Source organism: Desulfovibrio sp. SGI.133, assembly GCF_050313955.1.
Classification (GTDB): Bacteria; Desulfobacterota; Desulfovibrionia; order Desulfovibrionales; family Desulfovibrionaceae; genus Desulfovibrio.
In genome coordinates this window covers 74,195-99,844 of sequence record NZ_JBNPMK010000005.1, presented here as the reverse complement: position 1 = coordinate 99,844, position 25,650 = coordinate 74,195, and the positions used below count along the sequence as shown (strand labels likewise).

At 62.2% G+C, this 25,650-nt stretch carries 19 protein-coding genes and 1 tRNA gene; 15 read left to right on the top strand and 5 right to left on the bottom strand.

Annotation, left to right across the window (positions count from 1 at the left end):
- Positions 1 to 334: 334 nt before the first annotated feature.
- A complete protein-coding gene (gene polA, locus ACQRBR_RS08210; RefSeq protein ID WP_427812742.1) occupies positions 335 to 3,094 on the bottom strand; it encodes a DNA polymerase I in 2,760 nt (919 codons plus the stop codon).
- Positions 3,095 to 3,193: 99 nt separating this feature from the next.
- On the opposite strand from polA, the gene ACQRBR_RS08205 reads away from it, so the two are divergent.
- Genes ACQRBR_RS08205 through ACQRBR_RS08190 form a run of 4 tightly spaced genes read left to right on the top strand, consistent with a single transcriptional unit; the run spans position 3,194 to position 6,659 of the window.
- Positions 3,194 to 4,321, top strand: a complete 1,128-nt coding sequence (locus ACQRBR_RS08205; protein ID WP_303878060.1) for an MlaE family ABC transporter permease — start codon at positions 3,194 to 3,196, stop codon at positions 4,319 to 4,321.
- A 1-nt stretch (position 4,322) separates the two neighbouring features.
- Positions 4,323 to 5,096 (top strand): ABC transporter ATP-binding protein, encoded by a 774-nt coding sequence (locus tag ACQRBR_RS08200; RefSeq protein ID WP_168934845.1) that lies wholly within the window; start codon positions 4,323 to 4,325, stop codon positions 5,094 to 5,096.
- 16 nt (positions 5,097 to 5,112) lie between these two features.
- The gene (locus tag ACQRBR_RS08195; RefSeq protein ID WP_427812741.1) at positions 5,113 to 6,066 is read left to right on the top strand and encodes an MlaD family protein; all 954 of its coding nucleotides are present in this window, start codon (positions 5,113 to 5,115) and stop codon (positions 6,064 to 6,066) included.
- Positions 6,063 to 6,659, top strand: a complete 597-nt coding sequence (locus tag ACQRBR_RS08190; RefSeq protein ID WP_427812740.1) for a PqiC family protein — start codon at positions 6,063 to 6,065, stop codon at positions 6,657 to 6,659. The genes ACQRBR_RS08195 and ACQRBR_RS08190 overlap by 4 nt, the downstream gene beginning before the upstream one ends.
- 333 nt (positions 6,660 to 6,992) lie before the next feature.
- Here ACQRBR_RS08190 and ACQRBR_RS08185 read toward each other — a convergent pair whose 3' ends face one another.
- Both ACQRBR_RS08185 and ACQRBR_RS08180 read right to left on the bottom strand, forming a co-directional pair.
- Entirely contained in the window at positions 6,993 to 8,285 is a 1,293-nt protein-coding gene (locus ACQRBR_RS08185; protein WP_427812739.1) for an OmpP1/FadL family transporter, read from the bottom strand.
- 396 nt (positions 8,286 to 8,681) lie between these two features.
- Positions 8,682 to 9,251 carry a nucleotide exchange factor GrpE gene (locus ACQRBR_RS08180; protein ID WP_304039439.1) on the bottom strand — a complete coding sequence of 190 codons (570 nt, stop codon included), beginning with the start codon at positions 9,249 to 9,251 and terminating at the stop codon, positions 8,682 to 8,684.
- Positions 9,252 to 9,482: 231 nt separating this feature from the next.
- Between ACQRBR_RS08180 and hisD the strand changes: the two genes are divergently transcribed.
- The 9 genes from hisD (at position 9,483) to ACQRBR_RS08135 (ending at position 20,980) form a co-directional block, all read left to right on the top strand.
- On the top strand, positions 9,483 to 10,787 hold the full coding sequence (hisD, locus tag ACQRBR_RS08175) for a histidinol dehydrogenase (protein ID WP_168934841.1): 1,305 nt from the start codon (positions 9,483 to 9,485) through the stop codon (positions 10,785 to 10,787).
- 26 nt (positions 10,788 to 10,813) lie between these two features.
- On the top strand, positions 10,814 to 11,710 hold the full coding sequence (locus tag ACQRBR_RS08170; RefSeq protein WP_303878068.1) for a phosphoribosylaminoimidazolesuccinocarboxamide synthase: 897 nt from the start codon (positions 10,814 to 10,816) through the stop codon (positions 11,708 to 11,710).
- A 44-nt stretch (positions 11,711 to 11,754) separates the two neighbouring features.
- On the top strand, positions 11,755 to 12,519 hold the full coding sequence (locus ACQRBR_RS08165; RefSeq protein ID WP_006004296.1) for an enoyl-ACP reductase FabI: 765 nt from the start codon (positions 11,755 to 11,757) through the stop codon (positions 12,517 to 12,519).
- 540 nt (positions 12,520 to 13,059) lie between these two features.
- Positions 13,060 to 13,151, top strand: a tRNA-Ser gene (locus ACQRBR_RS08160).
- A gap of 102 nt (positions 13,152 to 13,253) precedes the next feature.
- Positions 13,254 to 14,522 (top strand): tetratricopeptide repeat protein, encoded by a 1,269-nt coding sequence (locus ACQRBR_RS08155; RefSeq protein ID WP_427812738.1) that lies wholly within the window; start codon positions 13,254 to 13,256, stop codon positions 14,520 to 14,522.
- 17 nt (positions 14,523 to 14,539) lie between these two features.
- Complete coding sequence (locus tag ACQRBR_RS08150) at positions 14,540 to 17,605, top strand: hypothetical protein (RefSeq protein ID WP_427812737.1); 3,066 nt, start codon at positions 14,540 to 14,542, stop codon at positions 17,603 to 17,605.
- Positions 17,606 to 17,889: 284 nt separating this feature from the next.
- On the top strand, positions 17,890 to 18,372 hold the full coding sequence (locus ACQRBR_RS08145; protein ID WP_427812736.1) for a GNAT family N-acetyltransferase: 483 nt from the start codon (positions 17,890 to 17,892) through the stop codon (positions 18,370 to 18,372).
- A 120-nt stretch (positions 18,373 to 18,492) separates the two neighbouring features.
- Positions 18,493 to 19,728 carry a dicarboxylate/amino acid:cation symporter gene (locus tag ACQRBR_RS08140; RefSeq protein ID WP_278882338.1) on the top strand — a complete coding sequence of 412 codons (1,236 nt, stop codon included), beginning with the start codon at positions 18,493 to 18,495 and terminating at the stop codon, positions 19,726 to 19,728.
- A 310-nt stretch (positions 19,729 to 20,038) separates the two neighbouring features.
- Complete coding sequence (locus ACQRBR_RS08135; protein ID WP_427812735.1) at positions 20,039 to 20,980, top strand: LysR family transcriptional regulator; 942 nt, start codon at positions 20,039 to 20,041, stop codon at positions 20,978 to 20,980.
- Between the two features lie 364 nt (positions 20,981 to 21,344).
- On the opposite strand, the gene ACQRBR_RS08130 is transcribed toward ACQRBR_RS08135, so the two are convergent.
- The gene (locus ACQRBR_RS08130; RefSeq protein WP_427812734.1) at positions 21,345 to 22,013 is read right to left on the bottom strand and encodes a response regulator; all 669 of its coding nucleotides are present in this window, start codon (positions 22,011 to 22,013) and stop codon (positions 21,345 to 21,347) included.
- Between the two features lie 33 nt (positions 22,014 to 22,046).
- Positions 22,047 to 23,369, bottom strand: a complete 1,323-nt coding sequence (gene mgtE / locus ACQRBR_RS08125; protein WP_239463818.1) for a magnesium transporter — start codon at positions 23,367 to 23,369, stop codon at positions 22,047 to 22,049.
- A gap of 305 nt (positions 23,370 to 23,674) precedes the next feature.
- Between mgtE and nadC the strand changes: the two genes are divergently transcribed.
- The gene (gene nadC, locus ACQRBR_RS08120; protein ID WP_303878076.1) at positions 23,675 to 24,547 is read left to right on the top strand and encodes a carboxylating nicotinate-nucleotide diphosphorylase; all 873 of its coding nucleotides are present in this window, start codon (positions 23,675 to 23,677) and stop codon (positions 24,545 to 24,547) included.
- Between the two features lie 24 nt (positions 24,548 to 24,571).
- A complete protein-coding gene (gene nadA / locus ACQRBR_RS08115; protein ID WP_427812733.1) occupies positions 24,572 to 25,642 on the top strand; it encodes a quinolinate synthase NadA in 1,071 nt (356 codons plus the stop codon).
- The last annotated feature ends 8 nt before the right edge of the window (positions 25,643 to 25,650 follow it).

The following is a 25,650-nucleotide window of genomic DNA, read 5'->3' as shown; positions in this document are numbered from 1 at the left end:
AGACGGCTGCGGGTTGGTGTATATCAAAATGCTCCGGCTGTCATCCTTTTTTTGCCAAAAATTTGTACCAAGGCAAAAACCATTTGAAAATATTGGTATTTTGCGCCCTACCTTTTACGGGGCCAGCAGCTGCGGCCCAAAAGGCGGACAGGCTGCCCCCAAAAAGGCACCGGCCCCCTGCCCTTGCGGACTCGCGGATACGAACGGGGAAAAACGCGGGGGATGCATGCTCCGGCCGTTTTCCCAAGCTCACGCAGAAAAAAGTTTGGGAGAAAGGGGCCCCGATTCACACGAGTCCTCCCTTCTCCCCAACAGATACCTCTATGACGGCAACTTAATGCGCCGCGCCCCAGTCGTGACCGGTGCCCCAGTCCACCAGCAGCGGTACGGAAAGCTCCTTGCCTGCGGGGCAGACATCCTGCATGAGGCGAGCCACCAGAGCCCCGGCCTCTTCGGCGGCATCGGCGGGCACTTCCAGCAAAAGTTCGTCGTGCACCTGCAGCAGCAGGCGGGCATCCAGCTCCCGCAGGCGCTCGTCACGGGCCACGGCCAGCATGGCCAGCTTGATGATGTCCGCCGCCGAGCCCTGGATCACGGTATTGATAGCCTGACGGCGAGCCAGGGCCGCGGCCTGTCCGCTGGCGGAATTGATGTCCGGCAGCAGGCGACGGCGACCGCCCAAAGTGGTCACGAAGCCGTGCTTGCGGGCCGAGGCCTCCACGCCTTCGTAAAACTCCTTCAGGCCCTGCAGACGCTCGAAATAACGGGCGATGAAGTCCTTGGCCTGCGCTGTGCTGATCTTGAGCTCCTGGGCCAGTTTCTGGGCGCCCATGCCGTAGATGAGGCCGAAGTTGATGGTCTTGGCATTGCGGCGCTGGTCCGGGCTCACCTGATCGGGCGGCAGGTCATAGACCAGGGCCGCCGTGCGGGCGTGGATGTCCTCGCCGTTGCGAAAGGCTTCCAGCAGGGCCGGATCCTGCGAGACATGGGCCAGCACGCGCAGCTCCACCTGCGAATAGTCGGCCGAGACCAGCAGGCGGCCCGGCCCGGCGATGAAGCAGGAGCGCATGCGCTTGCCCAGCGGCCCGCGCACGGGGATGTTCTGCAGGTTGGGATTGCTGGAGGAGAGCCGTCCCGTAGCTGTGGCCTTCTGGTTGAAAGTGGTATGGATGCGGCCCTGCGGGTCCACCAGGCGCGGCAGGGGATCGAGATAGGTGGAGCGCATCTTCTCCAGCTTGCGGTACTGGAGGATGCTGTCCACCACCGGATGCTGCCCGGCCAGTTTTTCCAGTGTCTGCTGGCTGGTGGAAGCCTGGCCGCCCTTGGTCTTGCGCGGCGCGGGCAGGCCCAGCCCGTTGAACAGCACATCGCCCAGCTGCTGGGCCGAACGGATATTGAACTGCGTGCCCGCCAGCTCGTAGACATGGGCCGTGAGCTGGTCCAGCTGGCCCTGCACATCGTCGAGGAAGGCCCGGAAGGCTGCGGCGTCGATGGCCACCCCGCTCTGCTCCATGCCTGCCAGCACGGGCAGCAGGGGCATCTCCAGGCGCCGGAACAGCTCCAGCAGGCCGTCCTTTTCCATGCGCTGCTCGAACAGCTGCGCCATGGCCAGTCCCAGACGCGCGGGGCCGGGGCCCGTCTCGCCCCTGCTCTCCAGTTCATGGCGCAGCACGGCGCCCCAGCGGGCCGAAAGACGGGGCCAGCCGTAATCGTTCTCTTCGGGGTTCAGCAGATAGGCGGCCACGCCCAGGTCGATGCAGTCCCCCGCACGCCCGGCCAGGAACTGCCAGCAGGGCGCGGAGGTCAGCATACCCTTGAGGTCCGCCGTCACCAGGGTGCGGGCAGGGACCAGCCACCGGGCCAGCTCCGCCACAGGGCCTGTCCACTGCCATTCTCCCAAAGAACTGCCGTCAGCGCCTTCCACGGCAAGATAGGGGGCCTCGCGATCGCCGTGGGCCCAGATCAGGGCCACGCGGGCACCCCCGCAGTCCGGCAGGGCCGCCACATCGTCCAGCGCGGGCGCGGACTCCTGCGGCATGGCGTCCAGAAGGCTCATCTGGCTGGTGGCACGTCCGCTGCGGGCAGGCTGGGCCAGCGGCAGAGAGGCCTGTTCCGCGGCGGCCTTCTTCCCGGCTGCAGGCTGTGCGTCCTCACGGATGCTGCCCGCATCCAGGAATTCCTCGGGCAGGTCGGCCTCGGCGGCCTGCAGGCGATCCAGAGCGGCCAGCTCACGCCGCAGGGCGAAGAGCTCGAATTCTTCCGTGAGCAGGGCGCAGGTGGCGGCATCCAGCGGCCGCACGCGCAGGTCGTCCAGGGTGACGCCGGGGCAGAAATCGCGTCTCAGGGTGGTGAGCTCGCGCCAGGTGAACATGTTTTCCAGATGCGCCTGCAGTTTGGCCTGCATCTTGGGCGGCAGCAGGACGAAATGGTCGCGGATGTCCTCAAGGCTGGGGCAGATGGAGAAGATCTGGCGCGCTGTCTTGGGACCGATGCCCGGCACACCGGGGATGTTGTCGCTGGTATCGCCGATGAGGGCCTGCACGTCGGGCCACTGGGCGGGCGTCACGCCGCTCTCTGCCGTGAAGGCGGCCTCGCTCACCAGCTTTTCTTCCTTGGAGGCCGGGTCCCACATGTAGACGTTGGGGCCCAGGCACTGCTTCAGGTCCTTGTCGCCGCTGACGATGATGACGGGATGTTCCGCCGCGAAGCGCGCCGCCAGCGAGGCGATGCAGTCGTCGGCCTCGCAGCCCTGCGAGACTTCCAGCCGCAGGCCCAGGGCCCGCACCATGCGGTGGATGGGATCCAGCTGGCGTACCAGATCTTCGGGCGTGGCATCGCGGTTGGCCTTGTAGAGGGGGAATATCTCGTGCCGGAAGTTGGGGCCCTTGCCGTCCTGCACGAAGGCGAAATAGCGGGGGCGCTCTTCGCGCAGGATGCGCAACAGCACGCGGCTGACCACTACCAGGGAATTGGTGGGAAAACCGTCGGAACGCTGCATGTTCCTGTTGGCAAAAAAGCCGCGATAGATGAAGGCCGAGCCATCCATGAGAAAGACGGGCTCTGCGGCAAGCCCGAGGCGTTGTTTCAGCGACATGGCAATCCGGGGTTGTAGGGTAAGCAAAAAAGGGAAAAAGCCTGCGGGGGAGCGGCCTCCCTCCTTGCGTAGCTTCTGTCCTGCGCGTATACTATAGAGATGGAAACAAGTCCGCAAGTAAACCTGGACAGGGCCGGAGAGCGCCTGCAGGTCACCGTCTCCGGCAGCTGGGCCATCAATACGCCCTGGCCGCCGCAGTGTGCCGACGCCCTGCAGCAGCTGCGAGGCCCCGGCATCCGGCAGCTGCACCTCGCGGCGGCCTCCCTCGACGCCTGGGACAGCAGCCTCCTGGTCTTCCTCGTCCAGCTGCACAAGGCCGCCCGCGCCGCGCAGATCGAGATCAGCCAGGACCTGCCCACAGGACTGGCGCGACTGCTGCACCTGGCCTTCGCCATCCCGGCCCAGGCAGGGGCCGCCCGCAGCGACCACCGGCAAGGGCTTTTCGCCCGGGTGGGCGAAGCGGTCATGGGCCTGCCGCCCCGCTGTGCGGATTTTCTGGAATTCCTCGGCGATGTGACCCTTTCCATCTGGCGTCTCATCCTGGGACGCGCCGGCATGCGCATGCAGGACTTTATAGAAGCCATGTACGAATGCGGTGTGCGCGCCCTGCCCATCATCTCCATCACCAGCCTGCTGTTCGGTCTGATCCTGGCCTTTGTGGGCGCAGTGCAGCTGACGCAGTTCGGCGCCCAGATCTATGTGGCCGGGCTGGTGGGCATCGGCATGCTGCGCGTCATGGGCGCTGTCATGGTGGGCGTGGTCATGTCCGGCCGCGTGGGGGCCGCCTATGCGGCCATGATCGGCACCATGCAGGTCAACGAAGAAGTGGACGCCCTGACCACCCTGGGCATCTCGCCCATAGATTTCCTGGTGCTGCCGCGCATGCTGGCCCTGATGCTCATGGTTCCCCTGCTCACGGTCTATGCCGACCTTATGGGCATATTGGGCGGCTATGTGGTGGGCGTCTCCATGCTGGGGCTGAGTTCCGCCGAATACCTCAACGCCACCATGCAGATGGTCTCCTTCGTCCACGGGCTCATCGGCATCGCCTACGGTACGGTGTTCGGCGTCATCATCGCCCTGGCGGGCTGCTATCAGGGCATCCGCTGCGGCCGCAGTGCCCAGGCCGTGGGGCTGGCCACCACCACAGCCGTGGTCCAGTCCATCGTGGGCATCATCATCGCCACGGCCATCATCACCATCATCTGCAACGTATTGGGCATCTGACATGAGCACTCCCCGCCTGCGCGTCCGCGACCTGACCCTGGGCTACGGTTCCTTCGTGCTCATGCGTGACGTCAATTTCGATGTGGCCGCCGATGACATCTTCCTCATCATGGGCGGTTCCGGCTGCGGCAAGAGCTCGCTCTTGCGTACGCTCATGGGCCTCAAGCAGCCCCAGAGCGGCCAGGTGCTCTACGGTGATACGGACATCTGGGCCTGTACCGAAAAAGAGCGCCGCCGCATCCTGCGGCGTACGGGCGTCCTCTTCCAGGGCGGCGCCCTGTGGAGCTCCATGACCCTGGCCGAGAACGTGGGCCTGCCGCTGCAGCAGTACACCGACCTCGATGACGACGAGATCCGCGAGCAGGCCTCGCTCAAGCTGGCCCTGGCCGGTCTGGCCGGTTTCGAAGACTACTATCCTTCGGAGATCAGCGGCGGCATGCGCAAGCGGGCCGGTCTGGCCCGGGCCCTGGCCCTCGATCCCGAGATCCTTTTTCTGGACGAGCCTTCCGCCGGTCTGGACCCGGTGAGCGCCCGCATGCTGGACGACCTGATCCTGGAGCTGCGCGACGCCCTGGGCACGACCTTCGTCATCGTCTCCCACGAGCTGGCCAGCATCTTCGCCATCGCCAGCAACGGCATCTATCTCGACGTGCGGACCCGGCGCGTCACTGCCCGGGGCAACCCCTCCGAACTGGTGCGCGACCCGCACACCGAGCTGCAGGCTCTGCGCTTCCTGACGCGCGGCGAAGCGGGCGGCCCCCAACAACAGGACTGAACCCACAGGATACGGCATGGCAAAACAATCATTCAAAACCGCTGTAGGGGCTTTCGTCATCGGCGGACTGGCGCTGCTGGTGGCGGGCATCATCCTGCTGGGCGGCGGCCGCATGTTCAGTGACGACATCGAATACGTCCTGTACTTCGACGGCTCGGTGAGCGGCCTCAACATCGGGGCGCCCGTGGTCTTCCGCGGCGTGCCCATGGGCCAGGTGACGCGCATCAGCCTGGAGGCCAACCCGCGCGATGCCAGCGTCACCATCCCGGTCTACATCCGGCTGGACGAGAACAGCATCGTCCGGGCCGGGGTCGCCGGTGAGCTCACGGACAACTTCCGGCAGGAAATCCTGCGCCGCCTGATCCAGCGCGGCCTGCGCGCCCGCCTGCAGCTCCAGAGCCTCATCACCGGCCAGTACCGCGTGGAACTGGACTTTTTGCCCAATACGCCCGCCAATTTCCGTTCCCCCATGCCGGACAGGGAGATACCCACCCTGCCCTCGCCCATCGACACCCTGCAGCGTACTGTGGCCAGTCTGCCGCTGGAAGAGATGGCCCACACCACGGCGGGTATCCTGGAAAAGCTCAACGCCGCCCTGTCCGGGGATACGCTGGAACGCGGTCTCAAGGCCTTTGCCACCTCCTTTGAAGAGGCCCAGGCCCTGCTGGCCGGTATGCAGGAATCCCAGAAGACTCTGGCCCAGGCCCTGGAAAAGCTGAACGCGGCGGCCACGTCGGCCCAGCACGATCTTCCCCAGGCCCTGCAGAGTACCCGTGACGCCATGAACAACGTCTCCTCCGTTTCCCTGGCCACCAAGGCCATAGTGGAACGCAATGCTCCCCTCACCCAGGAGCTGCGCCGCCTGATCCAGGAAAGCGCGGCTGCCGTGCGCTCCCTGCGGGCGTTCATGGACGTGCTGGAACGCAACCCTGAAGCCCTGCTCCGCGGCAAACAAGGAAGTCGCCGATGAACCATATCCTTCGCCATACGACTGTTTTCCTGGCCCTGCTGACGCTCCTGCTGACCGCCTGCGGCCGCAGCGCGCCCACGCATTTTTATCTGCTGGACAGCGGCCAGCCCCCCCTGACGGCCGACAGCCTGCCCGCTGCCAGTCTGAGCATCGCGCCGGTGAGCGTGGCTGACTATCTGGACCGCAATGGTCTGGTGCGCCGCAGCGACGGCCAGACCCGTCTGGAGGTCTCGGAGCTGGACATCTGGGCCGAGCCGCTGGGACAGGGCGCCCGGCGTGTGCTGGGCGAAGTGCTGGCCGCCAGGCTGCTGCCCCGGGGTATCGACGTGATCGCTGCCGGAGACCGGCAGGGCGACATGGAACTGGCCGTGGCTCTGGAACGTCTGGACGGCGATACGCCGGGCACGGCCCGGCTGCAGGCCCGCTGGCAGCTTTCCCGTGGCGGAGAGGCGCTGGATCGCGGCATCTACGCAGCCAGCGAGGATGCCGGCATGAGCAGCGCCAGTCTGGTGGCGGCCCAGAGCCGCCTGTTGCAGGGACTGGGCGAACATCTGGCCGATCGTCTGCTGCCCCGCCTCAAGGCCGGACGCTAGAGACAGCCCGTTTTTTTGCATCACCTGGCCCATCGCTCGCAGAACCATAACGGCAAATGCGTACCGCCGGGCCGGTTGCACGGACAGGACGGGAACCTGCGGGAAACGGATCCCCAAACCCATCACAGGACAAAAAAAGGGAGGCTCAAGGCCTCCCTTTCCTTTTTATCGCATTGTGTCTCGTGGCCGGGGACCGCGGACACAGGCTGTGTCATCCCACTTCCCGCCGTTTTACCCTTCACATGAAGAACGCCGGTTTCGTGCAGTCAGAGCGGCTGCCGGGCATGTCTGCCTTCCGGCAGCGTCATAACCGGCATCCGGCCATCCCATACCTTAGAACGTGTAGCCGATGGTGGCGGAATAGATATTGGCCACCGTGTTCCGGCTGTTCCCCGTGCTGACATTCCCCACGGACGAACGGATACCGGCAGCATCGGTCTCTGAATAGTCCAGACTGTGCACCCAAAGATGGGCGTAGGCCAGATCGAGCGTCCAGTTGCCCCACTGGAAGCCAGCGCCCACACTGACGCCCGTGCGGCCGTGGCTGGGGACCATGAAGTCCGCGTGCTCCTCGTTGGTGACCGGCGTCTCGTACCAGATGCCCGCACGCAGGGCCAGCCAGTCCAGGGGCTCATATTCCACGCTGGCGTTGAAGTTCCAGCCGTCACGCCACTTTTTATGATTGATGGACTGGAAGTCGGAATCGAAATAGATGTTCAGGGAATCGTAGGTGGACCAACGGGTGAAGACAGTCCCCACCTCGAAGCTCAGATTCTCCAGCGGGCGGTAGGCCAGGCCCAGGGCAAAGGAATCGGGCAGATGCACCGTGCTGTGCACATCGGTATCAACAGTGTGCGGCACCTCTCCCTTCTCAGCCAGCAGATTGCCCTGATGCCGGGAAAAATCCGCCGTGCCGGCGATATTGAGCGTGACCGGACTTTTGTAGGAAAAGCCCAAAGACAGCTCGTCCGTCATGAGCACGTGCGCCCCCAGCTGGGCCCCCACGCCCCAGCCCGTACCGTTGAGCGTCATCTTGCTGTCCTCCCCTTTACCGGGGATAAAGCCGATAAACTGCATGCTGGGGATCTGCTGGCCCATGGCAAAGCTGGCATGCATGATCTCCACGCCCGCCGAAAGGGACAGGACATCGTTGACCTTCAGGGCCACAGTGGGCACAAGGGAAAAGGTCTGGAAATTGATGTTGGTCAGGTTGTACCGTCCCGTCCAGTTGTCGGCAAATTCATTGCCGAGGCCGAAACGTGAAAACAGCCCCAGGCCCAGCCAGAAGCGGTCGTTCAGCTGATGCGTGATGTAGGCGTGCGGCGCGGGCCAGATGTGGGACTTGGTGGTCGTGGACGTATGGCTGCCGTCGGCCAGATCCAGGTCGATGGTCCCCATGGGAGCGATGGCGGCAAAACCGCCCATGACGTGCGTGCCCGGCAGCTGGGTGATGCCTGCCGCATTGTACGCGATGGCCGAAGGATCGTCCGCGCGCCCCACCATACCGCCTGCCAGCGACAGGCCCCGCGAGCTCCATTCCGTCAGGGCAAAGCCTTCGGCCCCTGCCGTCGTCACCTGACATGCCCACAGAAGGCAGACGGCAAGCACGACATACAATTTTTTCATAGATATCCCCCACAAAAAAGTCTGGGACGCAGCACACGCTCCTTCCCCGCAACATACAGCCGCAGTACAGCTATCTATTGTTACGCTAGAGTGCAATGCTTTTGAAAGTCAAGCTGTTTTGCCGGACTGCCCGGGCTGCCGCAGGAAACGACAACGCAGTATGGCCCTGCACCTGTCCGAGGCCGCCGGACCACGATCTCGCGAAGATGCCCGGTTGAGGCCCGCTGACGGAGAGCAGCCAGTATGTCGGATGAAAGTCTGTGACAAGGATGCCGGACGAGAAAAGAAAGGTCCCCGGGCCCTGATGAAAGTCCACTGATCCGTATCCCTGCACTACAAAAAAGGGCCCTCCCCATATGGGGAAGGCCCTTCCGGCTGTCTTGCGGATAACGGCGCTTAGCCCTGCTTGATCATGACCTTGGCCGGACGCAGCAGACGCTCGCCCAGCTTGTAGCCGCTTTGCAGCACACGGGCCACGGCCCCGGCTTCCACATCGGCCTCGGCATCAAAGCCCACGGCTTCGTGCAGTTCGGGCGTGAAGGCCTCACCGGCCGTGCCCACGGGGGTCAGACCGTGGCGCGCCACGGCTTCCAGCAGCAGCTTGCGGGTCATGGCCACGCCCTGGAGCATGTCCTTGCAGGCCTCATCCTTGCTGCCGTACTGCAGGGCCAGGTCGAGGTTGTCCAGCGTGGGCAGCAGGTCGCTCATGACCTTTTCCGCCGCATAACGGATCTGTTCCTCGTGCTCGCGCTTCAGACGCTTCTTGAAATTATCCATCTCCGCGGCCGCGCGCAGGCGTGCGTCATCGGCATCGCGCTTTTCGGTGCAGTTGGGGCACACATGTTCGTGGCACAGGCTTTCCAGATTTTCCGGCAGGGTCTGCACGGCGTCCCCGGCATCCCCGGCCTCGGCACCGGCACAGGCCTCTTCCTGCACTTCCGTGTTCTGCGTGTCCTTCATATGCATATCATCGTTCTCGTTGTGACGATCCATGGTTCCTCCCAGAAATGCACCGGCGTTGTGCCGGCTAGTATTGAGTAAATACGCACTGCCGTACTGTCAAGGGGCTGACACCCCGGCAACGGCCTCCTGCACGGAAGTCTCGACATTGGCGCACGCCTTCGCTATATTCGTCCGACGCGCAATTCCGCGCGTCCACGCGCCCTCCGGTGGCGTTCTTTTCTTGAGGTATATTCCATGATTTGCCGAATTTTGCACCTGCAGTCCGAGCAGGAATGGGTCAAGGCCTCGCAGTGGCTCGACGGCCGCTTCAATCCCGGCGACAGCGTTGAGGGCAGCGTGCGCGAGATCCTCGCCAATGTACGTGAAAAGGGCGATGAGGCCCTGATCGACTATACCCGCCGTTTCGACTGTCCCGAATTTGCCGCGCCCCTGCGCGTCAGCGAACAGGACATCGCCTGGGCCGCTGCTTCCATCTCTCCCGAACATCGCGAGCAGATCAGCGAAGCCGCCCACAACATCCGCACCTTCCACAAGGAACAGCTGGAAAAATCCTGGTTCCAGACCCGGCCTGACGGCAGCATCCTGGGCCAGCGCGTGCTGCCCGTGGACCGGGTGGGCCTGTATGTGCCCGGCGGCCAGGGCGGCAACACCCCGCTGCTCTCCAGCATGCTCATGAACGCCATCCCCGCCCTGGTGGCCGGTGTGCCCCGCGTGGCCGTGTGCACCCCGCCCCGCAAGGACGGCACCATCAACCCGCACATCCTGGCGGCGGCCCACCTGCTGGACATCGACGAGATCTACCGCGTGGGCGGCGCCTGGTCCATCGGCGCCATGGCCTACGGTACCCAGAGCATCGACCCTGTGGACGTCATCGCCGGTCCCGGCAACATCTATGTGGCCACGGCCAAGCGCCTGGTGCAGGGCACGGTGGGCATCGACATGGTGGCCGGTCCCAGCGAAGTGCTGGTGGTGGCCGACAGCTCCGCCCGCCCGCACTGGCTGGCCGCGGACATGCTCTCCCAGGCCGAGCACGACATGCTGGCTTCCGCCATCCTGCTCACCGACGACATCACCCTGGCCGAACAGGTGCAGCAGGAGCTGGAAAAGCAGTGCAGCCAGCTGCCCAAGGCCCAGATCGCGGGCAAGTCCCTCATGGACTGGGGCGCCATCGTGGTGGTGCCCAACATCATGACCGCCGTGGCCATCGCCAACCGCGTGGCTCCCGAACATCTGGAACTGTGCGTGCGCGATCCCTGGGCCCTGCTGCCCCACATCCGCCATGCCGGGGCCATCTTCATGGGCCAGCACAGCCCCGAACCCGTGGGGGACTACTTCGCGGGCCCCAACCATGTGCTGCCCACCCTGCGGACCGCGCGCTTCTCTTCCGCGCTCTCCGTCCAGAACTTCTGCAAAAAAACCAGCATCGTGGCCACTTCGCCGGCCTTCCTGCTGGAAAACGCGCCTGCCATTGCTTCTCTGGCCCGTCTGGAAGGGCTGGAGGCCCACGCTCGTTCCGTGGAGATCCGCAGCAAGCGCTAGTGCCTTAAACAAACTGGATCAAGACTATGCGCATCACCACCAAGACTGAAATCAGCGCTTACCCGCTGCTGTCCCGCGGCAAGGTCCGCGACATCTATGACATCGACGACAAGACCCTGCTCATCGTCACAACCGACCGAATGTCTGCCTTCGATGTCATCATGGACAAGCCCATCCCCTACAAGGGCGTGATCCTGAACCAGATCACCCTGTTCTGGATGGACAAGTTCAAGGACATCATCCCCAATCATCTGGTGGAAAGCGATGTGGACCGGTTCCCCGCCGCCCTTGCCCCCTGGAAGGACGAACTTGAAGGGCGTGCCGTGCTGGTCCGCAAGGCAAAGCCCCTGCCTGTGGAATGTATCGTACGCGGCTACATTTCCGGCTCGGGCTGGAAAGACTATCAGAAGACCGGCACGCTCTGCGGCTATCAGCTGCCTGCCGGCATGCGGGAATCGGACAAGCTTGAAACGGCCCTCTTCACGCCTTCCACCAAGGCCGAGCTGGGCCAGCACGACCAGAACATCAGCCCGGACGAGGCCGCCCGCCTGCTGGGCGAGGACGTGGCCCGCAAGGTCCGGGAGACCACCCTGGCCATCTATGAAGCCGGACGCGCCTATGCCGCCAGCCGCGGCATCATCGTGGCCGACACCAAGTTCGAATTCGGTTTCGTGGACGGGGAACTGCGCCTCATCGACGAAGTGCTGACCCCCGACTCTTCCCGCTTCTGGCCCGCGGACCAGTACGAACCCGGCCGCAGCCAGCCCAGCTTCGACAAACAGTACCTGCGCGACTGGCTCACCTCCCAGCCCTGGGACATGCAGCCGCCCGCGCCTGCCCTGCCTGCCGAGGTCGTGGACGCCACGGCCCGGCGCTACCGTGAGGCCTACCACATCCTGACGGGCAAAGAATTCACCATCTAACCTGTGGTCACCGTCGCCAAGGCGACTTTTCTGGAGGATATTACATGCTGCTTCAAGGAAAAAAAGCCCTGATCCTGGGCCTGGCCAACAACAAGAGCATCGCTTACGGCATCGCCAATGCCTTCAAGGAACAGGGCGCCCGCCTTGCTTTCAACTATGTGGGCGACGCCATCAAAAAGCGTGTTGAGCCCCTGAGCGAAGAACTGGGAGGCGAGTTCACCTTCCAGTGTGACGTGACCGACGACGCCCAGATCCAGGCCGCCGCCGACCTGGTCAAGGAAAAGTGGGGCGAGGTGGACATCCTGGTCCACTCCGTGGCCTTTGCCAACCGTGAAGACCTGAGCGGCCGCTTCCTGGATACGTCGCGCGCCGGTTTCCATCTGGCCCTGGACATCTCCGCCTACTCCCTCACCGGCGTCTGCCGCGCTTTCGAGCCCCTGCTGCATGACGGTTCTTCGGTGCTGACCATGACCTACCACGGTTCCACCAAGGTCATCCCCGGCTACAACATCATGGGCGTGGCCAAGGCCGCTCTGGAAGCTTCCGTGCGCTACCTGTCCTACGACCTGGGCGAAAAGGGCGTGCGCGTCAATGCCCTGAGCGCCGGCCCCATCAAGACCCTGGCCGCTTCCGCCGTCTCCGGTCTGAAGAACATCTTTACCCGCGTGGAAGAGCATGCTCCCCTGCGCCGCAACGTGACCACCGCCGATGTGGGCGGTGCCGCCGTGTTCCTGGCCTCCGAGCTTTCCCACGGCGTGACCGGCGAAGTCATCTACGTGGACAGCGGCTTCAGCCAGCTGGGCATCTAAAACGACCATCAGGCGGCTGCCGCGGCAGCCAAGCCTTTTCTTGATGCTGACGGCCCGGCAACGGCGGGGCGGGACCATCCCGCTCCCCTGCCGGGCCTTCCGGTAGCAACGGACGAACTCCGGGACACCCCGGACAGTCTTTCAGGAGATCGTATGGATACCATCTTCATGCTCAATCTGGCCGGCATCGTGGCCTTCGGTGTGGCCGTCCTGGGCTTTTTTTACATGATGGGCAAAAAAAAGCGCGAAGAAGACAGGGACCGCAAGGACTAGGCCATGTGGCAGGCCCTGCTCGTCCTGCTTGTCATCGTCCTTGCCGTGGCCCTGTCCAAAGGCCGGGCCGGGACGCCTTTTCGTCATCACGCCCCGTGAGTGGGCAGCTGTGACCATCTCCGGCGGAAGATGGAGACGAAAAATAGCGATGATAACAAGCTGAAATAACATCTATTTTTTAAAATAGAAAAATTTTTTGCCCAAAGTGCGATTTTTTGCTTGCCAAAGCCGAAGGTTCTGCCTATAAAGAGCAGGTCTTCACGACACGGAGAGGTGTCCGAGTTGGTCGAAGGAGCACGATTGGAAATCGTGTGTACGTTAAAAGCGTACCAAGAGTTCGAATCTCTTCCTCTCCGCCACCGAGAAAATAGCCCGCTGAGAAATCAGCGGGTTTTTTGTTATTTATTTTATTGTTTCTATCTGTTAATAATCATAGCATATTTTATTATTTGGAGAAGTACATGCATACAATGCAGAACGCAATACAAACATTTGTAGACTTAATAGCAGAAGGAGAAAATTCAGGAGAAAGCTACAGTAAAAATGTCACCATTGGCCTTATCGCATGTATTGATAAATTAGTAAAAGATGGCAATCCTAAAATATTATTTGTCTATTATTTATTGCGAGATAACTTTATCACAAATTATACAGAGCTTGTAACGCTTTATATAAATACTCTTTTTTCAAAATTATCAGACACATTTGAATTTTCATTAAAAGAATATAAATCATATATTATAGACAAGCTTAGGCTAAAAAATATCAATGAAGAGCATATCACAGGATATAATGTAGAAAAAACAGTAGAATCATTTCAAAATATTTCACACTATATAGAAAATATATTATCAAATTCATTTAAAAATTTAGAAGATACAGAAAATCCATACATTTATGATACCAGAAAATTAACAGAACTTGCAAACTCAAATAATGCAACAGCACAATATTGGCTTGGAAAATATTATTTTGATAATAATAAGATAGACGATGCCTATACTATACTGAGTATAGCAGCAACACAAGGGGAAAGAAGATCCATCAATGTAATAAGAAGTATTCATAGAAAAACTGCTTCAGCACAGCAACATACCGCAGAAACATCCAAGGAGAGCTATTCACAACAATCAGTATTTACAAGTATTAGAAATAAAAAAATTAATAATAAATCAACAAAAGATGTTTTTTTCTTTTTCTTAGCTGTCATTACAGTAATAATAATTATATTTTCAATAGCAAGAATAGATAATCAAAATACAAAAATATACAGTAATTCTCAAGATTATTATAACTTAGCAGTTACTCACTTCAATCGGATGGAATACGATAAAGCTTTCTATTTTGCAGAACAAGCTGCTGCCATGGGGCATCTTGATGCAAATGTGCTTGCTGGCGATATGTTATATTGGGGGAAAGGTGTAAAGAAAGATATTCCATACGCACTCAATATGTTTTTATTTGCCGCGACACAAAACAGTGCGTTTGCCATGTTAATGTTAGGATATCACAATCTTTATATTGAGAATGATTATTCCGAAGCCTTCTTCTGGCTAAAAAAATCAGACGAATATAATACTCCACAAGCAAGTTTTTATCTTGGAATTATGTATATCGATGGATTACAAGTAAAAAAAAGTAAAAAAAATGCTATATCCTACTTCAAAAAATCATGTAACCTTGGATATGAACCTGCTTGTATTGAATTAAAAAAATTGCATGCTAACTAATTTAGTTGGGAACTATCATGTGCGCCACCAGACATTCGGCCAATGCCGTCACCACTTCCGGCCCGGACAAGCAAGCGTCCTGGCTGTTCGACCTGCAGGACCATCAGCTGATCCAGCTGGTCAACAGTTTCGTGGCCGCCCGCAACATGTCCATGAGCCTGGCCCAGCCTGAGGAAGGCCTGCATCCGCGCGGCATCATCAAGCTGACCACGGACCCCGGCATGCGCATCGCCCGCGCCGTCATCATCCTGCTGGAGAGCCTGGAGGCCCGCGGCCCGCAGGAGCGCCTGCAGGCCCTGCGCCGTCTGCATGACGAGGTCCTCTACTCCGCCCTTTCCAGCCTGCAAAAGAACACGGCCCGCGTCCTGATCCAGATCATGAAAGACCTAGTCCGTGCCGCGCCGCATGTGCATATCCAGCTGCCGCTGGCCCACGATTTCTACCAGGCGGTACGCGGCACGCCCCACGTCATCCGCTCGCTGCTGCGCCGCTATCATCTGCTGGAGATGCCCGAAGCCTGGAACCAGCAGGCCTTCGACCACCACGTCCATGATGCCAACACCAAGGGCCGCAAGAGCCCCACGCATCTGGTCATGGACGCATGGCTCAAGGGCCTGCGCTTCATCACGGTGGTCTACTACAATACCGTGGACCCCGAAGCGGCCAGCGAACTGCTGCGCGCGGCCCGCATCATGGGCATCACCGTACGCATCGGCATCGAGTTCCGGGCCACCTTCCATGACAAGCTCATCGAATTCACCTGGTCGCCGCTCAACGTCCACAGCAGCCGGGCCTTCATCAAATTGCTCCAGCGCCCGGACATCGCGGCCATCCTCAAGGAATACGCCACGGTGAACCAGTGGATGCGCCAGCATGTCCTGCGCCTGCTCCAAGCCTGGAACCAGAAGCACGCGGCCACCCTGGCCCGCAAGCTGGAAGTCCCGCCCCCGCCCCCGCTGGATGCGGACGCCTTCCTGGCTTTCGTGGGCCAGCGCCAGCCTTCGTCCCTGCATCTGGCCGAATACATCCTCCAGCAATGGCAGCCTGTCCTGGAACAGGCTTTGGAAGAACTCCGCAACGATCCCCGGCGGAACGGCACGGATGAAGAAGCCGCCCGCCTGCGCGCCCGTCTGGAAGTCATGGAAGGCCTCATGCCCGACAGCTTGCGCCAGGAATGGCTGGGGCCGCAGGCCAACCCGGATATTCTGTTCCCCGTGGCGCCCCACAAGGACCTGCCCCCCGTGCTGCTGCGCGATCCCGAAGTCCTTTTGCAGTCCCTGGTGCCCCTGCACCCCTGCCAGATGATCCTGGGCCTGGAAGGACTGAACGTACAGGACACGCTGGAACTGCTCTGGCGCGGCAAGGGGCTCATCACCCATCTGGAACTGTTCAACCTGCGCACCTGGTCCAAGGGCCAGCTGCCGCATATCGAGGCCATCAACGAGCTGCAGCGGGCCATCAACGAAGGCAGCCCCCTGCGCCTCAAGCAGGTGGTCCGCCGGATCGTCCAGGACGAACCCGCGGATTCGCCCCGCCGGGACCTGTTGCTGGAAGTGCAGGACAACTTGACCCAGCTGCGGAGTTTTTATGAGCTCTCGTGGCTCGGCTCGCGCATCGGCACGGACTCCACCAGCCGTTCCCACATGACGCACGGCATGGGCCTTGTCTTCACCGAGACCCTGCCCCCGCAGGCCCGGGCCGCCCTGCGCCATGAAAAGAGCGGCCAGCGCCTGACCCTGCCCGTGCATACCGACATCTACGGCTTCACCCATTATCACGAGCCCGCGACCCTGCCGCGCTGGCTCCAGGCCCTGCGCCGCCTGCCCCTGCTGCACCATCTGGGCTGTCGCGTGGTCCGTGGCTGGGAGCTGGAAAAGAAGACCACCACCATCAGCCCCGACGGCGGCAATCTGGTGACCCTGGGCGGCGTGGACTCCCGCGGCATCAACGCGGAACAACACGATCCCGTGAGCATGATGCGCGATGCCGCCACCCCCTGGAACGTCCACTACTTCAACAGCAATCTGGTGAACGTGCTCAAGGTGCTGCTGGGCTTCATCCCCGCGCAGTGGGCCTTCTGGTACGTGGACAGCTGGTGGATCCTGACCTGGATCGGCGCCCTGCTCTGGTTCGCCATCACGGCCGTGCGCAATGTCCTGCAATCCATGGTGGGCGGCGGGGCCTTCTGCCGCTCCATGCTCCTGCCCTGGAACCGCTATGTGAGCTGGAGCCGCATGGCGGACTCCCTGCTCTACACGGGCATATCCGTCCCCCTGCTGGAGGTGGTCGTCCGCATGTGGCTGCTGGAGGACTGGCTCGGCATCACGGTCCAGAACAACGAGCTGGCGGTCTATACGGTCATCGCCATGATCAACAGCGTCTACATATCAGGGCACAACATCTTCCGCGGTCTGCCCAAGGAAGCTGTCGTGGGCAACCTGTTCCGCAGCGCCATTTCCATCCCCCTGTCCATCGTGCTGGGCAAGGGGCTGCTGGTCTGCTTCGTCTGGCTGGGCATCGCCGACCCGGTGGGCGCCCTGCAGAACTGCGCCGCCATCGTCTCCAAGTGTTCCTCGGACATCGTGGCCGCCGTCATCGAAGGTTTTGCGGACCGCAACATGTATCTGCGCATGCGCACCCTGGAGTACGACAGCAAGTTCAGCCAGATATTCAACAATCTCGTGAAGCTGGCCCTGCTCTTCCCCCAAGCCACCATCCGGCGCCTGATGCAGGAGCAGCCCCGCGAATTCTGGCAGCAGCTTTTGGAAAAGGACCCCAACGCCGCCCGGCAGGCCATCGTCCATCTGCTCGACCTGATGTACATGTGGTACTATCTGCCCCGTTCGCACGATATCTTCTGGCGTCGTCTGTCCAGCATGCCCACGGAAGAAGTGGAAGGCATCCTGGCCCTGCATTCCCTGCTGCGTCTGCAACGCGAGATCTCCAGCCAGGTCCTCGACGGGCTGCTGGGAGAAAATTTCGCCAACGCGCTGGCTTTCTATCTGCGGCAGCATGACAGCTACCGCAAGGAGATCCGGTCCGAAGCCGCCCGCAGGAATCTGTTCACGGAGAAGGCAGCGTAACGCGTGCCGCTCTTGCGGGAAGCATCCCCCGTTTTCTCTTCCGGCGGTGTCCGTGAGTCCCCGGGGACTGGCGGACACCGCCGCGACCCATCTATTACGGACAGCGACAAAACGGCATTTTTCCTCTTGCGGCACGCACACAGGGACACATGCGCCCCTGTTGCCCGTCCTGAAAAACGTTAACCATTGGTGGCCGAAGACATCCTTCGAGCCGTCATGCCGTCTAGCGACGGCCCCTTATCAACCACGCGGTCCGCTCCGGCGGGCCCCGCCCAGGAGCTCCCATGCATATCAGACAAGCCCGCCCCGAAGACCTGCCCGCCATCGCCGCCTTGGAGGCGCGCGGTTTTCCCCCTGCCGAAGCCGCCTCGCCGAAAAGCTTTGCCGCCCGTTTTGCCGTCTTTCCCCACTGCTTTTTCGTGGCCGAGGATGACGGCGCCATCGTGGGCCATATCAACGGCTGTATGACCGACTTCGATACCTGCCGGGACGAGCTCTACCACGATGCCGGACTGCACCATGAGGAGGCCCCGCATCAGGCCGTCTTCGGACTGGTGGTGGATCCGCAGCGGCAGCATCAGGGCATCGGCGCGGCCCTGGTCCGCCATTTTCTGGAAGTGGCCCGGCAACGGGGCAAGGAAGATGTGGTCCTCACCTGCAAGGAACGGCTGATCCCCTTCTACAGCTCCCTGGGCTTCCAGTTGCTGGGACGCTCCGACAGCCAGCACGGCCAGGCCTGCTGGTATGACATGCGCTGCCCGCTGTAACGTTCATGCGGGGCCTTTCCCGGCCATATTCCCCGGCAAGGAAAACGTTGCGCGCGGAACGAATCTTGCTTACTGTCGGCAACAGTATCGTAAAATTACGCAACACGCAGTGAGGTTCCTATGAGCGCACGCAAGAAAATGGGCCTGCCCCTGCAAATGGGCATCGGCATGGTTTTGGGCATACTGGTGGGCACGCTGGCCCCCAAACTGGGCATCAGTGCCGCCTTCTTCAAGCCTTTCGGCGACCTGTTCATCAATCTCGTCCGCATGGTCGTCGTGCCGCTGGTGTTGGCCACCCTGGTCTCCGGTGCCGCCAGCGTGGGCGATGTGGGCCGTCTGGGCCGCGTCGCTGCCAAGACGCTGGTCTTCTATTTCGCCACCACGGCCCTGGCCGTGGCCATCGGCCTTGTCCTGGGCAACATCTTCCAGCCCGGTGTGGGGCTCGACCTCTCCACCGCCAACCTGAGCGCCAAGGAAGTAGCCGCGCCTTCGCTGGTGCAGGTGCTCATGGGCATCGTGCCTCTGAATCCCGTGGATGCCCTGGCCAAGGGCAACATCCTGCAGATCATCTTCTTCGCCGTGCTGGTGGGTATGGCCATCAGCCTGTGCGGCGACAAGGCCAAGCCTGCCGCCGCCTTCTTCGACGCCATGAGCGAAGTCATGATCCGCGTCACCAGCATGGTCATGCTCTATGCGCCCATCGGTGTCTTTGCCCTTATGGCCTACACCGTGTCCAACCACGGGCTGGAAGTGCTGCTGCCGCTTATCAAGCTCATCGGCATCATGTACCTGGGCTGCCTGATCCACGTCATCATCACCTACCTGCCCTGCATCCGCTACGCCGGTCTTAAGCCCGGTACCTTCTTCCGCGGCCTGAGCGCCCCGCTGCTCACCAGCTTCACCACCTGTTCCAGCGCCGCCGCTCTGTCCACCAACCTGACCAGCGTGCAGAAGCTGGGCGCCTCCCGCAGCGTCTCCAGCTTCTCCATCCCACTGGGCAACACCATCAACATGGACGGCACGGCCATCTACATGGGCATCGTGACCATCTTTGCCGCCGAAATCTACGGCATGCCCCTGCCCCTGGACCAGCAGATCTCCGTGCTGCTCATCGCCCTGCTGGCCAGCGTGGGCACTATGGGCGTGCCCGGCGCGGCCCTGATCATGCTCTCCATGATCTTCACCCATGTGGGCATCCCGCTGGAAGCTATCGCCCTGGTGGCCGGTATCGACCGTGTCATGGACATGGCCCGTACCACCATCAACGTGCTGGGCGACGCCACCGCGGCCATCTTCATCTCTCGTACGGAGAACGACTTCGATCCCCAACGGGGCGCCGCCCTGCAGGACGAATAAGTCCCGTCACCACACAAAGACGTTTCGGGAAGAGGCAGGCCCCGTGCCATGCGGGGCCCCTCTCCCGGATATCCCTTTTCCGGCAACTTCCCCTTCCGGCATGGGGCAAGGCAGCGGCAGGACGTGCCCGCATCGTCCCCCGGTCAGTGCTCCTGCCGTTCCCAGCCCCGCCCGGCGGGGATTTTTTGTCCCCGCTGCACAGACCATGGGGCCAGCTCCACAGATCTTCTGCCCTCTCTGACCGGCCCTGACGGCCGTCGACACCAGCAGGCAGGCATCCACACCAAGCATCCCGGCAAAGGAGCATCACATGGAATTGAGGACCCTCCGCTATTTTCTGGCGGTCGCGCAGGCAAGGACCATCTCCGCTGCTGCCGAGGCCCTGCACGTAACCCAGCCCACCCTGTCCCGGCAGATGCAGGAGCTGGAAGAAGAGCTGGGCAAGACGCTTTTCCTGCGCGGCAAAAGAAGCATCACCCTGACGGAGGAAGGTACGTTTTTCCGCAAACGGGCACAGGAGATCCTCAGCCTGCTGGAAAAGACCACAGCGGAACTCAGGGCTCCGGACGAGCTGCTGAGCGGGGACATCCACATCGGCGGCGGCGAGACCGACGCCATACGCCTCATCGCCCGGGCCGCGCGCCGCATGCGGCAGGATCACCCGCAGGTGACCTTCCACATCTTCAGCGGCAATGCCGAAGACGTCATGGAAAAGATAGACCGGGATCTGGTGGATTTCGGCCTCTTCATCGAGCCCGTGGATCTTTCGGGCTACGAGTTCTTCCGTCTGCCGGTCAAGGACCGCTGGGGCGTCCTGATGCGCAAGGACGCGCCGCTGGCAGCCCGGACATCCGTCTCCCCTGCGGACCTGCGCGGCCTGCCCCTGCTGGTCTCCCGGCAAAACATGGTCAACAACGAGGTCGCGGGCTGGCTGGGAGAAACGCACGACGCCCTCCAGGTGGTGGCCACCTACAACCTGCTCTACAGTGCTTCGATCATGGTCGAGGAAGGCCTGGGCTATGCCCTTTGCCTGGACAGGATCATCCGCCTGCCGGAAGACGGTCCCCTCTGCTTCCGGCCCCTGCGCCCGGCCATGGAAGTGGGCCTGAACGTGGCCTGGAAAAAACAGCAGCTCTTCTCCAAACCGGCCAGGGTCTTTCTGGAGTATCTGAAGGCCTCGCTCTGGGGCGGACCCGCTGCGGAAGGTGTAGCAGCGGCAGGTGCGTCACAAGACGATCCCGCCACGGCATAGGCCTCTGCTGCGCACAGACTGGACGCCGCAGACAGCCGTGCCTGTTTATCCCGTCCCGGAAGACAGGTACGGCACCAAGGCCGCTGCCATTATGGCGCAGGATGGCAAACCATCCCCATCCCGTACAGGACGGGGATGCCACAGGACGCCCCAGGGCAGCCAGAGGCGGGCTGATATGCGCTGATGTGAAGGAAAAGGGGAGGAAGAACGGGCGGCCTGCGGGAACGACGGGCCTCACTGCCGCACAGGAAGGACTTCGAAAGGCAGGTCCCGCCCGAAAGGACACGCTCTCCCGCCAGCACCGCCGCAAGGACAGCAGGCAGAAAAGCGTACCAAAACGCTCTGAAGGATGCCCGAAAACGGGCTACAGGGAGACCAGTCCCAGGCGGATGGCCATCTTGGTCAGCTCGTTGATGGAGCCGGCGCGCAACTTGGTCAGCACGCTGTACTTGTGGGTCTCCACGGTCTTGGGGCTGATGTTGAGGGCGTCCCCTATCTGACGGACGCTGTAGCCGTCGGCCAGCAGACGGAAGATCTCCTTCTCGCGCGGCGAGAGCATGCCGATATCCGGCCCGCCCTCGACGGGGCTGAGGCGCTGGCGGTTCTGGCGCATGAGGGCCGCCATGCAGCCGCCGGGGTCCGCACAACTGAGGAAGACCTCCCCCTGCCGCACGGCATCGATGGCCTGAAGCAGGACGGACGGCGGATCGCTTTTGCAGACATGGCCCATGATGCCCAGCTGGATGAGCTCCAGCAGATGCCGCTGGTCCTCGTGACCGGTATAGATGAGGATGCGCGTCTCGGGCCGGATCTGGAGGATGGCGCGGCTGGCTTCCACGCCGTTCATGCCCGGCATGGAGATGTCCATGATGACCAGATCAGGCGACAGGGTGGCGGCCAGGCCCACGGCTTCCTTGCCGTCGGGGGCCATGCCGGCCACGCGCAAATGGCTGTGGGGGGCCAGCAGGCTGCGGATGCCCTCCATAAGCAATTTGTGATCGTCCACCAGCAAAATGCGGCAAACGTCGTGCATGGCTACCTGCCTTTGCGTTATGCCCGGGCAGGCCTAGAAAAGGAACATGGTGGCCAGCCCGAGGAAGATGAAGAAGCCCGCGCCGTCTGTGATGGTGGTCAGGAAGATGCTGGAAGCCTGGGCCGGGTCACGCCCCAGGGCCCGGAAGATGAGGGGGATGGAACCGCCGGCCACCGCGCCCAGCATCATGTCGCACAGCAGCGCACCAGCCATGACCATACCCACCAGCGGGTTTCCTGTGAAGCCCCAGGCGCCGCACAGGGCCAGCATGGCCATGAAAAGACCCGTGACCAGGCCGATCTTGGCCTCGCGCAGTACAGCCATCCAGGCTTTTTTGGTCTCGAAGCGGTCCGTGGCCAGCTGCCGGATCATGACGGCCAGTGCCTGCTGGCCGGTGTTCCCGGCCTGGTTGGCCACCATGGGCATGAGCACGGCCAGGGCGGCCATTTGAGCGATGGAGCCCTCGAACATGTAGACCACCGATGCCGAGAGCGCCGAATTGACCATGTTCACCACCAGCCAGGGCAGGCGCTTGCGCACGCTCTCCTTCCAGGGGGTGTCCACGCTTTCTTCGGGGTCGGCGCCCACCATGCCCAGCATGTCGGCGCTGGCCTCTTCGTGCATGATGTCCATGATGTCGTCGTAGGTCACCACGCCCATGATGTGCCCCTCGTAGTCCACGACGGGCATGGCAAGATAATTGTAGTGCGACAACAGGTTGGCCACTTCGCCCTTGTCCATGTCATAGGGCACGGAGACCACGCTCTGGCCCGACACGGCATCACCCACGATGGTCCCGGGGCGCGCCAGCATCAGGTCGCGCAGCGAAAGCACCCCCACCAGCTTGTCGTTCTTGTCCACCACATAGGCGTAGTAGGGGCTTTCCTTGTCCTCCATCTCGCTGCGGATGTGGGTGATGGCCTCGTCGGCCGTCATGTTCTCTTCCAGCAGGATCAGCTCGGTGTTCATGACACCGGCCGCGGAGTCGGGATCGAAGTTCAGCAGGTTGCGCAGCTCTTCGGAATCTTCGCGCGTCAGCTTGCCCAGCAGGACGTCGCGGTGTTCCTCGTCCAGCTCGTCCAGCACGTCGGCGGCGTCGTCGGGCTCCATCTCGGCGATGATCTGGGCGGCCACGTCGGCATCCAGGTTCTCCAGCACGTCCACGGCCACGCTGCCTTCCAGTTCGGCCAGGGCCTCGGCGGCGTCTTCCGTGGGCATGTGGCGCAGGGCGCAGACCTGCTTTTCCAGACTCAGGTTCTCCAGATGGTCGGCAAGGTCGGCGGGATGGACGAATTCCGCCTCGTCCCCCAGCTCGCGGCAGGCCTCGGGTATGCTTATGCCATGTCCTTCCGCCATCCCGTCGTCTTCGGGGATCGGGTTCGCCATCTGCGGCCGGTCGTCTGCGGTCTGGATCTTCTCTTGTTCACTCATGGCAATCAGCTCCCTCGTCTGTACGCGTGCCGGACCTCTGCCTGCCCGACGGACTTCTCCCACAACACGGCGGTATCATACAGCATCTTGGTGACAAAAAGAATGCTTTTTTGCTGCGCTGTTGTGAAAAAGCTCTCAAACTTGACGCGCCCCAACGGGCCATTTATCACTATGTAATGCCGTGCTTATGCGCAGGGCTTACCATGCACACCATAGACGGGACAAGAAGAATGTTCACACCCTGGAGCACGTTTTTTTCCGACGAAGGCCGACGCTATCTGCGTCGTTCCATAGAACTGGCCCTGGATGAGGACGGCCCCGACCTGACCGCCCAAGGCCTTTTTGCCGCTGATGCGCCCATGCATGCCGTCATCCGCGCAAAGGAAGACACCCACGTGGTGGGCCTGCCCGTCATCCACGAGGTCTTCGAGGTCATGGGCGCCGATCCGCACGTGGAGATGCTGGTGGAGGAGGCCTCCACCGTCCCGGCCATGACCGAGGTCGTCCGCATGGAGGGCCCGGCCATCGTCCTGCTCAAGGCCGAGCGGGTCATCCTCAATTTCATCACCCACCTTTCGGGCATCGCCAACCTTACGGCCCGCTACGTGCACGAGCTGGAAGGCACCGGGGTCCGCCTGCTGGATACCCGCAAGACCACGCCCTGCCTGCGCTGGCCCGAAAAATACGCCGTCCAGGCCGGGGGCGGCTGCAACCACCGCAAGAACCTGGTGGAGATGCTCATGCTCAAGGACAACCACATCGACGCCGCCGGGTCCATCACCCGCGCCGTGGCCCGCCTGCGTGAGACCTACTCCCCCTGCCCGCCCATCGAGGTGGAGTGCCGCACCCTCGACCATGTGCGCGAGGCCGTGGCCGCCGGGGCCGACCGCATCATGATGGACAACATGGGCGCGCCCCTGCTGGGCCAGGCCCTGGAGCTGGTGCCCGCCCACATAGAGGCCGAAGTGAGCGGCGGCGTGACCCTGGAGACCATCCGCGGCATCGCCCTCACCGGTCCCCGCCATCCCGATTTCATTTCCGTGGGCCGCCTGACGCATTCCGCCGTGGCTGCCGACTTCAGCATGACCCTGGCCAACGCCTGATCATCCCCAACCCCAAAGGAAACCATGTCTCGATTCTCCGACGCCATTACGGCCATCAAGCAAGGACTGGGCGACCGCCTGTGCATCATGGGGCATCATTACCAGCATGACGATGTGGTGCGTCATTGTGATGTGACCGGGGACTCCCTGGAACTGGCCCGCCGCATCGAAGGCATCGATGCCGAACATATCGTGTTCTGCGGCGTGTACTTCATGGGCGAATCCGCGGCCCTGCTGGCCAAACCGGGCCAGAGCGTACACCTGCCCGCCTGGGACGCCAACTGCATGATGTCGCTCATGACGCCGGCCGGACTTGCCCGTACCGTGCTGCTGCAGTTGCAGGCCACAGGCCGCAAGATCGTGCCCCTGGCCTATGTGAACACCACCCTGGCCCTCAAGGCCGTGGTGGGCGAATTCGGCGGGGCCGTCTGCACCTCGGCCAATGCCCGTACCATGCTGGCCTGGGCCCTGGAAGAAGCCGGGCCCGACGGTGCCGTGCTCTTCATGCCCGACAAGCACCTGGGCCGCAACACGGGCCTGCAGCTGGGTCTGGGCCCCGATGACTGGCACGTGCTGCGCCTGAGCGGCAAAGACGGTCTGGCCGAAAGCGAACGCCGGCCCGGCAGCGCCGCCGCCAGTCGCCGCCTGCTGCTCTGGCCGGGCTGCTGTGCCATCCACGGCCGCCTGCGTCCCGAAAGCGTTCAGGCCGCCCGGACCGCCTATCCCGGCTGCCGCGTGCTGGCCCATCCCGAATGCCGTCCCGAGCTCATCGGCCTGTGCGACGGCTCCGGCTCCACCTCCTACCTCATCAAGGAAGCGGAAAAGGCCGCCGGCGAAGGCGGCACCCTGGTCATCGGTACGGAAACCAACCTTGTCCACCGCCTGCGTGACCGCTTTGCCGGACGCTGCCGGATCGAGCCCCTGGCGCCCGCCATCTGCCCCGACATGGCCAAGGTCACCGAAGAAAACCTGCTGGCCTGCCTGCAAGGCGTCGCTGCCGGCACCGCCCCCATCATGACATTGCAGGACGAGCAGCTGGCGCCCGCCCGGGCATCCCTGACCCGCATGCTCCAGGTATGCGCGGCCCAACGCTAGCGCAAGAA

Excerpts from the sequence above, each read along its gene's own strand:
- polA (WP_427812742.1), bottom strand. The coding sequence starts at position 3,094 with ATGTCGCTGAAACAACGCCTCGGGCTTGCCGCAGAGCCCGTCTTTCTC.
- ACQRBR_RS08205 (WP_303878060.1), top strand. The coding sequence starts at position 3,194 with ATGGAAACAAGTCCGCAAGTAAACCTGGACAGGGCCGGAGAGCGCCTG.
- ACQRBR_RS08200 (WP_168934845.1), top strand. The coding sequence starts at position 4,323 with ATGAGCACTCCCCGCCTGCGCGTCCGCGACCTGACCCTGGGCTACGGT.
- ACQRBR_RS08195 (WP_427812741.1), top strand. The coding sequence starts at position 5,113 with ATGGCAAAACAATCATTCAAAACCGCTGTAGGGGCTTTCGTCATCGGC.
- ACQRBR_RS08190 (WP_427812740.1), top strand. The coding sequence starts at position 6,063 with ATGAACCATATCCTTCGCCATACGACTGTTTTCCTGGCCCTGCTGACG.
- ACQRBR_RS08185 (WP_427812739.1), bottom strand. The coding sequence starts at position 8,285 with ATGAAAAAATTGTATGTCGTGCTTGCCGTCTGCCTTCTGTGGGCATGT.
- ACQRBR_RS08180 (WP_304039439.1), bottom strand. The coding sequence starts at position 9,251 with ATGCATATGAAGGACACGCAGAACACGGAAGTGCAGGAAGAGGCCTGT.
- hisD (WP_168934841.1), top strand. The coding sequence starts at position 9,483 with ATGATTTGCCGAATTTTGCACCTGCAGTCCGAGCAGGAATGGGTCAAG.
- ACQRBR_RS08170 (WP_303878068.1), top strand. The coding sequence starts at position 10,814 with ATGCGCATCACCACCAAGACTGAAATCAGCGCTTACCCGCTGCTGTCC.
- ACQRBR_RS08165 (WP_006004296.1), top strand. The coding sequence starts at position 11,755 with ATGCTGCTTCAAGGAAAAAAAGCCCTGATCCTGGGCCTGGCCAACAAC.
- ACQRBR_RS08155 (WP_427812738.1), top strand. The coding sequence starts at position 13,254 with ATGCATACAATGCAGAACGCAATACAAACATTTGTAGACTTAATAGCA.
- ACQRBR_RS08150 (WP_427812737.1), top strand. The coding sequence starts at position 14,540 with ATGTGCGCCACCAGACATTCGGCCAATGCCGTCACCACTTCCGGCCCG.
- ACQRBR_RS08145 (WP_427812736.1), top strand. The coding sequence starts at position 17,890 with ATGCATATCAGACAAGCCCGCCCCGAAGACCTGCCCGCCATCGCCGCC.
- ACQRBR_RS08140 (WP_278882338.1), top strand. The coding sequence starts at position 18,493 with ATGAGCGCACGCAAGAAAATGGGCCTGCCCCTGCAAATGGGCATCGGC.
- ACQRBR_RS08135 (WP_427812735.1), top strand. The coding sequence starts at position 20,039 with ATGGAATTGAGGACCCTCCGCTATTTTCTGGCGGTCGCGCAGGCAAGG.
- ACQRBR_RS08130 (WP_427812734.1), bottom strand. The coding sequence starts at position 22,013 with ATGCACGACGTTTGCCGCATTTTGCTGGTGGACGATCACAAATTGCTT.
- mgtE (WP_239463818.1), bottom strand. The coding sequence starts at position 23,369 with ATGGCGGAAGGACATGGCATAAGCATACCCGAGGCCTGCCGCGAGCTG.
- nadC (WP_303878076.1), top strand. The coding sequence starts at position 23,675 with ATGTTCACACCCTGGAGCACGTTTTTTTCCGACGAAGGCCGACGCTAT.
- nadA (WP_427812733.1), top strand. The coding sequence starts at position 24,572 with ATGTCTCGATTCTCCGACGCCATTACGGCCATCAAGCAAGGACTGGGC.